9 protein-coding genes and 1 pseudogene are annotated in these 8,768 nt (G+C 65.7%); 5 read left to right on the forward strand and 5 right to left on the reverse strand.

The annotated features are described in order from the left end of the window. Positions 1–420: 420 nt before the first annotated feature. Positions 421–822 carry a nuclear transport factor 2 family protein gene (locus tag KZA10_RS03680; protein ID WP_141388272.1) on the forward strand — a complete coding sequence of 134 codons (402 nt, stop codon included), beginning with the start codon at positions 421–423 and terminating at the stop codon, positions 820–822. Between the two features lie 74 nt (positions 823–896). Further along, positions 897–1,950, forward strand: a pseudogene (locus tag KZA10_RS03685) (NADP-dependent oxidoreductase). 78 nt (positions 1,951–2,028) lie between these two features. On the opposite strand, the gene KZA10_RS03690 reads toward KZA10_RS03685, so the two are convergent. From KZA10_RS03690 to KZA10_RS03700, 3 genes are read right to left on the reverse strand one after another with little or no spacing between them, the layout of a single operon-like run. After that, positions 2,029–2,904, reverse strand: coding sequence for an NmrA family NAD(P)-binding protein (locus KZA10_RS03690; protein ID WP_141388270.1), 876 nt, complete (start codon positions 2,902–2,904; stop codon positions 2,029–2,031). Beyond that, positions 2,905–3,069 carry a hypothetical protein gene (locus KZA10_RS03695; protein ID WP_167497476.1) on the reverse strand — a complete coding sequence of 55 codons (165 nt, stop codon included), beginning with the start codon at positions 3,067–3,069 and terminating at the stop codon, positions 2,905–2,907. Then, positions 3,066–3,713: a DsbA family protein gene (locus tag KZA10_RS03700; protein WP_141388226.1), complete on the reverse strand. Its 648-nt coding sequence runs from the start codon at positions 3,711–3,713 to the stop codon at positions 3,066–3,068. The genes KZA10_RS03695 and KZA10_RS03700 overlap by 4 nt, the downstream gene beginning before the upstream one ends. 88 nt (positions 3,714–3,801) lie before the next feature. Here KZA10_RS03700 and KZA10_RS03705 point away from each other — a divergent pair, with 88 nt between their 5' ends. Next, positions 3,802–4,506, forward strand: a complete 705-nt coding sequence (locus KZA10_RS03705; protein ID WP_167497475.1) for a DUF1361 domain-containing protein — start codon at positions 3,802–3,804, stop codon at positions 4,504–4,506. A 9-nt stretch (positions 4,507–4,515) separates the two neighbouring features. Here KZA10_RS03705 and KZA10_RS17695 read toward each other — a convergent pair whose 3' ends face one another. Next, positions 4,516–4,644, reverse strand: a complete 129-nt coding sequence (locus tag KZA10_RS17695; protein ID WP_017831252.1) for a hypothetical protein — start codon at positions 4,642–4,644, stop codon at positions 4,516–4,518. Positions 4,645–4,724: 80 nt separating this feature from the next. Further along, entirely contained in the window at positions 4,725–6,845 is a 2,121-nt protein-coding gene (locus tag KZA10_RS03710; protein ID WP_229779060.1) for an APC family permease, read from the reverse strand. Between the two features lie 83 nt (positions 6,846–6,928). Here KZA10_RS03710 and KZA10_RS03715 point away from each other — a divergent pair, with 83 nt between their 5' ends. Together KZA10_RS03715 and KZA10_RS03720 are read left to right on the forward strand one after the other, a co-directional pair. Further along, a complete protein-coding gene (locus KZA10_RS03715) occupies positions 6,929–8,017 on the forward strand; it encodes a VanZ family protein (RefSeq protein WP_308289576.1) in 1,089 nt (362 codons plus the stop codon). A gap of 10 nt (positions 8,018–8,027) precedes the next feature. Continuing rightward, positions 8,028–8,768: GTP pyrophosphokinase family protein (locus KZA10_RS03720; RefSeq protein ID WP_256934357.1), on the forward strand; the 741-nt coding region annotated here is incomplete at its 3' end.

Genomic DNA, 8,768 nt, shown 5'->3' on the forward strand with positions numbered 1-8,768 from the left:
GATCGATGTCGGGGAGCACGTCCTCATTGTACTCAGGCATATCAGACCTCCCAGGATCATCTGTTGTAAGATGATCTTGCTCCGTGCAAAGCATCATCCTGCGTCGGGCCGCAGGGTTCCTCCCGTGTGGGGGCCGGAGAAACCCTGCCGACGTGACAGGGCTCCTCCGGTGTGGGGACTGGAGGAGCTCTGCCGACGTGACCACGGATCCCTTCGGGCGCCGTGACGGTGAGCGCATTCCGCGGACCTTTCCGCGCTCCGTTGCGCGCGCAGGAGAGAGGCATCGCCTGAATCCAGGCCCACTTCCCGTCCTTCCCGGGCCGAGCCCCTGCAGATTATCCGAGATAAGATCATCTCGTATCGTTCAATAAATGGGCGGCGGTCGGGATCCGACAGTCGTCGTCCAGGAAGGAATTCATCATGAGCACCCCAGAGAAGTCCGTACTGGATCGCATGTTCGCAGCCTTCGGTGCGCAGGACGCGCACGCCGCGGCAGCGACCGTCACCGATGACTCGGTCTGGATCCACCACGGCACCCAGAAGCTGCCGTCGATGCGTTTCGAGGGCAAGGCCGCGGTCACCAAGTTCTTCGAGATCAACTTCACGACCATGTCCGTCGAGCAGTTCGAAGTGCTCAGCATGGTGCAGGAGGGCGCTGTCGTCGCCGTGTTCGGCCGCGAGAAGTTCACGATGAGCAACGCCGAGGGCGACTTCACCCAGAAGTGGGTGCAGGTCTACACCTTCCGCGACGGTCTGATCGCCCGCATGGAGGAGTACGCGACCTCCGCTCCGGAGAGCGACTACAACGTCATCACGGAATAGATGATCTCGGTGGTGGGCTGCGGCCCACCACCTCTCCTCTGATGATGATCCAGACATCCGTGACGGAAGAAGCCATGAGCAACAACGCTGCCGAACCCCTGCCGACCTCGACCAGGGCATGGTCCCTGGTGAGCCGCCCGGAGGGGCGACCCACGACGGACGACGTCGCCCTTCAGGTCCTCGCGCTCCCCGACCTCCAGGACGGGCAGATCCTCGTGGAGAACGAATACCTGTCGGTGGACCCCTACATGCGCGGACGCATGAGCGACAAGAAGTCGTACATGCCTCCGTTCGACGTGGGCGCGCCGATGGACGGACCTGCCATCGGCAGAGTCATCGCATCGCGATCGGACGACTTCGTCGTGGGAGACCACGTCTTCCATGTGCTCGGATGGCGCGAGCATGCCGTGCTCGATGCCGACACGGCTTTTCCGGTGGACCCGGACGCGGCTCCCCTGCCCGCATACCTGGGGGTTCTCGGAATTCCCGGGTTGACCGCCTACGTGGGGATCGAACGGTTCGCCGAGATCTCGGGCGGCGAGACCGTCTACGTGTCGGGAGCCGCCGGCGCGGTGGGCAGCGTCGCAGGCCAGATCGCGAAGATTCGCGGTGCAGAGCGCGTGATCGGAAGCGCCGGCAGCGATGAGAAGGTGCGAGAGCTCGTCGAGGTCTTCGGTTTCGACGCCGCCTTCAACTACAAGCGGTTTCGACGCCGCCTTCAACTACAAGACTGCGCCGATCGCGGATCAGCTCGCCGAGCTGGCGCCCGACGGGGTGGATGTCGTGTTCGACAACGTCGGAGGCGAGGCGATGGAAGCCGGGATCGGGGCGTTGCGCGTGCATGCGCGTTTCGTGCTCGCCGGCATGCTCTCGCAGTACAACGACGAAGCCGTGGTCGGACCTCGAAACCTCTGGCACCTCTCCATCACGCGTTCGCGGATTCTCGCGTTCATGGTGTCGGAGGAGATGGATCTGCGGGAGCGCTTCCTGAGGGAGGCCTCAGGCTGGATCGCCGAGGGCACGCTTCGGCACCGCGAGACGATTCGAGAGGGCTTCGACGGGATGTTCGATGCATTCCTGGCGATGATGCGCGGAGAGAACACCGGGAAGATGGTCGTTCGGGTGTGACACCTGCTCACAGGAGAAGGGCCGAGCTGCTGACCACGTCAGAGGCTCGGCCCTTCTGGTGTGTTTCTCCCGCGCTTCTCAGACGCCGCTCTCGGCGAGAGCACCCTGGTACAACTCGGACAGCATCGCCGGGAGCCCGCGAGGGCGGCGCCCGAGCAGTGCGGTCAGGTCCGATGACACGACCTCATACTGGCCGTCCTTGATATCGGCCACCGTCCCTGCGGTGAGGTGTCTCGCGAACTCGGGCATGCCGGTTCCCGCGAGCATCGAGGTGAACTCGTCCGCGGAGACGTCGCGATACTCGACAGGGCTGCTCACGAGTTCTGAGAGGGCCGATGCCACCTCGGCGTACGACCAGGAGCGGTCGGCGGTGAGAGTGTAGGTCCTGTTCTCGTGGCCGCCGTCGATGAGGACGTTCGCGGCCGCCTCAGCCAGCTCGGCACGCAGCACGTACGGCACGCGTCCTGCCCCGCCGGGCAACGAGAACGAACCGTCTCGCAGAGCCGGGCTGACGATATCCCGGATCGCCTCGGCATACATAGTGTTGCGCAGGAAGGTGTACCCCACCCCGCTCGCCGTGATGTGATCTTCGGTCTCGAAGTGACTGCTCATGATGTCCCGCACTCGGGAAGACGCGATGTCGCGGATGGCGAGGCCGGTGTAGACGATGTGCTCGACGCCTGCCGCGACGGCCGCATCGACCACCTGGCGTTGCTGGTGTGCTCGATTCATCGACATCGTCGAGATGAGCAGGAGAGTGCTGACGCCAGCGAAGGCGGGAGGGAGCGAGGCGGGGTCGTCGAAGTCGGCCAGCCGAACGGGCACGTCGACGAACCGTGCAGCCTTCGCGGCATCGCGCGCCAGGATCGTGAAGTTCCCCTCGAGGTTCGATCGGCGCAGGTGTGAGACGACGCCCCGCCCGAGCTGGCCGGTGGCACCCGTGACCATCAGCATCTAGGCCTCCTCTCGGGCGGCGGACTCGGTGAGGCGAGGCTCTGAGGGGTTCGACACGGTTCCGAGCACGGGAAGCACACAACCCTGCGGGGTGCACATCTCCTCGCCGCCGGCTTCATCTTCACCGTCGAAAGGCCGCAGGAGTGGTCTCTGCGATGCGCTCATGCGGATGCCCTTTCGTTCCATGCCTTTTCGAGGGCCGCGACGATCGTGCTCACGGGTTTCGCGCCGGAGAGTGCGTAGGTGCGGTCGATCACCACGAACGGAACGCCCCCGGAGCCGAGCGCGGTCAGTTCCGCATGATCGGCTTCGACGCTGCTGCGGAACCGACGCTCATCCAGCGCCGCCCGGGCTTCCTGCGCATCGAGACCCAGGGGTTCAGCGAATGTCGCGAGCTCCTCGCTCGTCCAGATCTCCACCCTGCTGCCGAACTTCTCGCGGAAGACGAGGTCCCACGCCTCTCGGTGCTTTCCCTTCGATGTCGCCCATGCCAGGAACTCATGCGCGAGCGTCGTGTTGCCGATGGTGTTGCCGGCCACGTGATAGGCCTCGATGCCGTCGGCGTGCGCGATGTCCTCGATGCGGCGGGCCATCTCCGTCGCCTCTTGTTCCGTTGCGCCTCGTTGCCTCGACATGTACTCGGTGAACTCCCACCCGGTGCCCTCGGGCAGCTCGGGGAGAAGCCGGAACGACCGGTGCTGGAGCTCGGTATCGCGACCGTGCTCGAACTGCTCGATCACCGCGTTGATCCGCTCGTTGGCGATACCGCACCACGAGCAGACGACATCTGCCCACATCTCGACCTTCATCACACCATCGCTCTCTTCATCCGCGGATTGTATGGATCCATACTATCTGAACTCGGACGATAAGGGCTTTTCGGGTACGCTCCGTCAGGTGGTCATTCTCTTCGTGGGTTCTCTGGGGCTGAACATCTACGCGACGGTGCTCGTGGTGCTCAGGGCGCGGGTCTACGGCACCCGGCTGTACCGGCCGATGCTCTGGAACATCTTCTTGTCGATCGTCCCCGTTCTGATCCTCGCGGTGGTGATGGCGGTCTCTGTCGCGCTTGTCGTGGTGGCTCCGCCGCTCAGCGTGGCAGCGCTGGTCGTGGGAGGTGTGGCCTGGCTGCTCATGCTGCCCAACGCCAGCTACCTGATCACAGAGCTCAACCAGTCTCATCGCAAGGCCGACGACCCCGTGCCGCTGTGGTACGACATCATTCTCGTCATCTCGCTCGCGATGTCGGGGGTCATCAACACCGTGGTCAACGTGTTCCTCGCGCACACGATCTTCGCCCTGCAGTTCTTCGGAGATCAGGCAGGTGCCTTCACGAGATGGCCATCGCTCGTCGCCGTCGGGGGCGTCCTGGTGGCGATCGCGTTCGGCATGTACCTGGGGCGCTACATCCGCGTGAACAGTTGGGACATCCGGCACCCGGGCGCACTGCTGAGACGCGTCGGTGAGCACTTCCTCACCCGCACGACGCGAGGCGCAGCGATCGGTTTCACCGCGACATACGCGATCTTCCTCGCGTTGATCTACACCGTGGTCGCGGGGCCCATCGTCGAGAACCTCCTCAACGTCGAGGCTCAGCGCTGACCGCCTCGCTCAATGCCGGTCGGGCTTCGCTCCGAGGTCGGTCCACAGCCAGGTGAGATCGACCTGGACGGTCGGCGGCAGCGAGACGGACGCCGGGTCGAGGGCGGGGCGGAAGATCGATTCGTCGTGGATGCTCACACTCTGTATTGCGCGATAACGACCATCGGGTTCACGGAGATTCGAACGCGAGATCCGGAAGGGGCGGGGACGACGCGGACTCAGGCCTCGGGGGCGCCGTCCTGCGGCGGACCGGCAGGACGATGCGCGCGTCGGCCGTTCACGACCACTGGACGACCGGCGCGCTCCTGCCCGGGCAACGGGCGTGAGCGGCGGCCGTAGATGAGCTCCGAAGAGTCGAGCAGCCACGGCACGAGGGTGATCGACACCCCATGCACGAGCATCAGCTGGTTGGCGAGACGCCGGGCGCGACGGTTGTGCAGGAACGACTCCCACCAGTGACCCACGATGTACTGCGGCAGGTACACGGTGACGACGGACGAGCCGTGCTTCTCGCGGTACTGCTTGATGAACTGCGTGACCGGTTGCGCGAACGAGCGGTACGGGGATTCGACGATCACGAGCGGGATCGGCACGAGGTGGTCGGCCCAGTCCTTCTGCAGCTGCGCCGCATCGTCGGAGGCCACGGCCACGTGCACCGCCAGGGTCTTGCCGTGCTTGGCCGCGATCGCGTAGTCGATGGCCTTCACGACCGGCTTCTGCAGTCGATTGACGAGAACGATGGCGAGGTCGCCCGTCGCACCGAACCGGGTGGTGTCGTCGATCGCGATCTCGTGCTCGACGTCGCGGTAGTACCGCTTCACGCCCAACATCAGGAAGGCGAGGATCGGGATCGCGAAGAACACCAGATACGCGCCGTGCGTGAACTTGGTGATCGTCACGATGACCAGCACGAGCACGGTCATCACAGCGCCGGCCGAGTTGATGATGAGCCCGACCTTCGCCGAGCGGCGATCGGATGCCGTGGCTCCGTCGACTCCCGAGTCCTTCGTGTCCTCGACCGGTCCGCGAAGCACGCGTCGCCAGTGCCGCACCATGCCGATCTGTCCGAGCGAGAACGAGACGAACACACCGATGATGTACAGCTGGATCAGTGTGGTCAGCTTCGCCTGGAAGATCACGAGCACCGCGATCGCCGCGATGCCCAGCAGGATCATGCCGTTCGAGAACACGAGGCGGTCGCCGCGGGTGTTGAGCGACTTCGGAGCGTAGCCGTCGCGGGCGAGCACGGCCCCCAGCAGCGGGAAGCCGTTGAACGCGGTGTTCGCGGCGAGCAGGAGCACGCACGCGGTCGCCGCCTGCACGATGAAGAACGCGATGCTGCCGCCGCCGAAGGTCACTGCGGCGATCTGGGCCATCAGGGAGGGTTGCGGATTCGTGCAGTCGAACCCGACGAGGTCGCAGGGGTTCTCGGCGTAGTGCACGCCGGTGATGAGGGCGAGGGCGGTGAGCCCGGCGAAGAGGCAGATGGCGATCGAGCCCATCAGCACGAGGGTCGACTGGGCGTTGCGCACCTTCGGAGCGCGGAACGCGGGGACCCCGTTCGACACGGCCTCGACGCCGGTGAGGGCGGAGCATCCGCTCGAGAACGCGCGCAGGATCAGCAGGATCACGGCCGCCTGCCCGAGGCTCTCGGCCTGCACCGAGAACTCGGCGCTCGAGGCCACGGGGGCGTCGCCCAGGAAGGTGCGGATCAGGCCGGTCACGATCATGACGCCGACCGAGCCGATGAACACGTACGTCGGGATCGCGAAGACCAAGGAGGCCTCCCGCACCCCGCGCAGGTTCACGACGATGATGAGCACCACGAAGCCGACGGCGAGCTCGATGCGGAAGGGGTCGAGCCCCGGCACGGCCGAGATGATGTTGTCGACACCGGAGGCGACCGACACGGCCACGGTCAGCACGTAGTCGACCAGGAGTGCCGCGGCCACGATCACGCCGGGGATCTCGCCGAGGTTCTTCGACGCGACCTCGTAGTCGCCACCGCCCGACGGATAGGCCTTGATGAGCTGGCGGTAGCTGAGCACGACCACGACAAGCAGCACGACGACGGCGATCGCGACGAGTGGCGTGAACGACAGGAAGGTGAGCCCGCCGATCAGCAGGATCATCACCAGCTCCTGCGGGGCGTAGGCCACCGAGCTGAGGGCATCGGATGCGAAGATCGGCAGAGCCATGCGCTTCGGGAGCAGCTGGTCGTCGACCTGCTGACTCGTCAGCGGTTCTCCGATGAGGATGCGCTTGGCGCGCGGCGGTGCGTCCGCGGCCTCCCTGTTTTCGTCTGGCACGTCGGGCGACACTACGCCTCCTGATGGCATCCTCACGCGATCCTCACGGAATCCCTACGGTGGGATGTGCGGTCCTCACGCAATCCTCACGGGCGCGGCTACACTGGCACGCGGTGGAAGATCAAGTGTTGTTCGGATTCATCGCGATCGCGGTGGGGGTGGCTTTCGGCATCCTTCTGTTCGTGCCGTTCGTGGCGGTCAGCTACCGGCGGCGCGGGCGACTCGGCTTCGGGCGCACGCTGCTCTGGCTCGCGGCCCTCATCTACTTCTGGGCCATCTGGACCTACACCCTGCTTCCGCTGCCCGACCCCGACACGATCCGCTGCGTGGGGGCGATTACCGATCCAATGTCGGTCGTGCGCGACGTGCAGAAGGCCCTCGCGGCGCCGGGGAACCCGCTGCGGCACCCGGCCCTGCTGCAACTGGTGTTCAACGTGGTGCTGTTCGTGCCGCTCGGCTTCTTCGTCCGCGTGCTCGCCGGCCGCGGCATCCTGACGGCGCTGGCCGCAGGCTTCGGTCTGTCGTTGCTGGTCGAGACCACGCAGCTGACCGGTGTGTGGGGCGTCTACCCGTGCGCGTACCGCTTCTTCGACGTGGGTGACCTCATGACGAACACGCTGGGCGCCGTCGTCGGGTGCGCAGTGGCCCTCCTCGTCCCGAGGGCGCTGCGCGGCGCGAAGGCGAGCCCCGATGCTGACCTCCCGCGTCCTGTCACCCGCGGTCGCCGGGCCCTCGCGATGCTGTGCGATGGCCTCGCCTTCGGGTTCCTGAGCGTGGGCGTCAGTGTGTCCGTGCAGCTGTGGCTGCAGTTCGTGGCCGACGATCGCGCAGCGGTGCTCGACGGCGGCCTCGCGTCCGCCGCGGGAACCATCGTCCCTTCGGCCCTTTTCCTGGTGCTGATCCTGATCAGCGGGCGCTCGATCGGTGACATCGCCGTGCAGCTGCGGTACACGGGCTCACCCCTGCCGGCGCCGTTCGCCCGGCTCCTGCGGTGGACGGGCGGCATCGGCGGGCTCAGCGCGCTCGCACTGCTGGGGGGATTCTTCGATCTCGCCTCGTCGCTCCTGATCCTCGTCGCGATCGTGATGCTGTTCACCACCCGCTTCGGGCGTGGGCTCCCCGGCGTCCTCTCCGGTCAGCATCTCGTCGACGCCCGCGCGGACATCAGGGATCCACAGCGGTTTCCGATCACGACGCCGTAACGTCGAGGGCATGACGACTGTTCACGTCACCGAGGACACGATCAACCAGGCCCGCGTGCTGCGAGACGAGCTGCAGCGGTTCCTGCGCGAGTACGAGTTCGGGATGCGCGAGGTCGAGACGAAGATCTCGATCCTGCGCGACGAGTTCACGCACGACCACGCGTACAACCCCATCGAGCACGTGAAGAGTCGGCTGAAGTCGCCCGACAGCATCGTCGAGAAGATCGCCCGCAAGGGCATCGACGAGCCCGACTTCGACCGCATCCGCGCAGAGATCACCGACATCGCCGGTGTGCGCGTGACCTGCAGCTTCGTCGCCGACGTCTACCGACTGTTCGACCTGCTCACCGCGCAGGACGACGTCACCGTGCGCACGGTCAAGGACTACATCGCCCACCCCAAGGCCAACGGCTACAAGAGCCTGCACGCGATCATCGAGGTGCCCGTGTTCCTGTCGACCGGTGCGCTCTCGGTGCCGGTGGAAGTGCAGTTCCGCACGATCGCGATGGACTTCTGGGCGAGCCTCGAGCACAAGATCTACTACAAGTTCTCGAACCAGGTGCCCTCGCACCTCGTCGACAGCCTCTCGGATGCCGCGGATGCCGCCGCCGAACTCGACAGCCGCATGGAGCGACTGCACCGCGAGGCGCACGGGGTGCAAGCCCATTGGTCGATGAACGTGACGAATGTCGTGAAGTTGTCCATGCGGCCTCCTTTGTGGTCAACGTATCACGCGGGCGTCCGCGGATCC

The organism is Microbacterium sp. BF1, from assembly GCF_019279095.1.
GTDB classification, from domain to species: domain Bacteria; phylum Actinomycetota; class Actinomycetes; order Actinomycetales; family Microbacteriaceae; genus Microbacterium; species Microbacterium maritypicum.

Excerpts from the sequence above, each read along its gene's own strand:
- KZA10_RS03680 (WP_141388272.1), top strand. The coding sequence starts at position 421 with ATGAGCACCCCAGAGAAGTCCGTACTGGATCGCATGTTCGCAGCCTTC.
- KZA10_RS03690 (WP_141388270.1), bottom strand. The coding sequence starts at position 2,904 with ATGCTGATGGTCACGGGTGCCACCGGCCAGCTCGGGCGGGGCGTCGTC.
- KZA10_RS03695 (WP_167497476.1), bottom strand. The coding sequence starts at position 3,069 with ATGAGCGCATCGCAGAGACCACTCCTGCGGCCTTTCGACGGTGAAGAT.
- KZA10_RS03700 (WP_141388226.1), bottom strand. The coding sequence starts at position 3,713 with ATGAAGGTCGAGATGTGGGCAGATGTCGTCTGCTCGTGGTGCGGTATC.
- KZA10_RS03710 (WP_229779060.1), bottom strand. The coding sequence starts at position 6,845 with ATGCCATCAGGAGGCGTAGTGTCGCCCGACGTGCCAGACGAAAACAGG.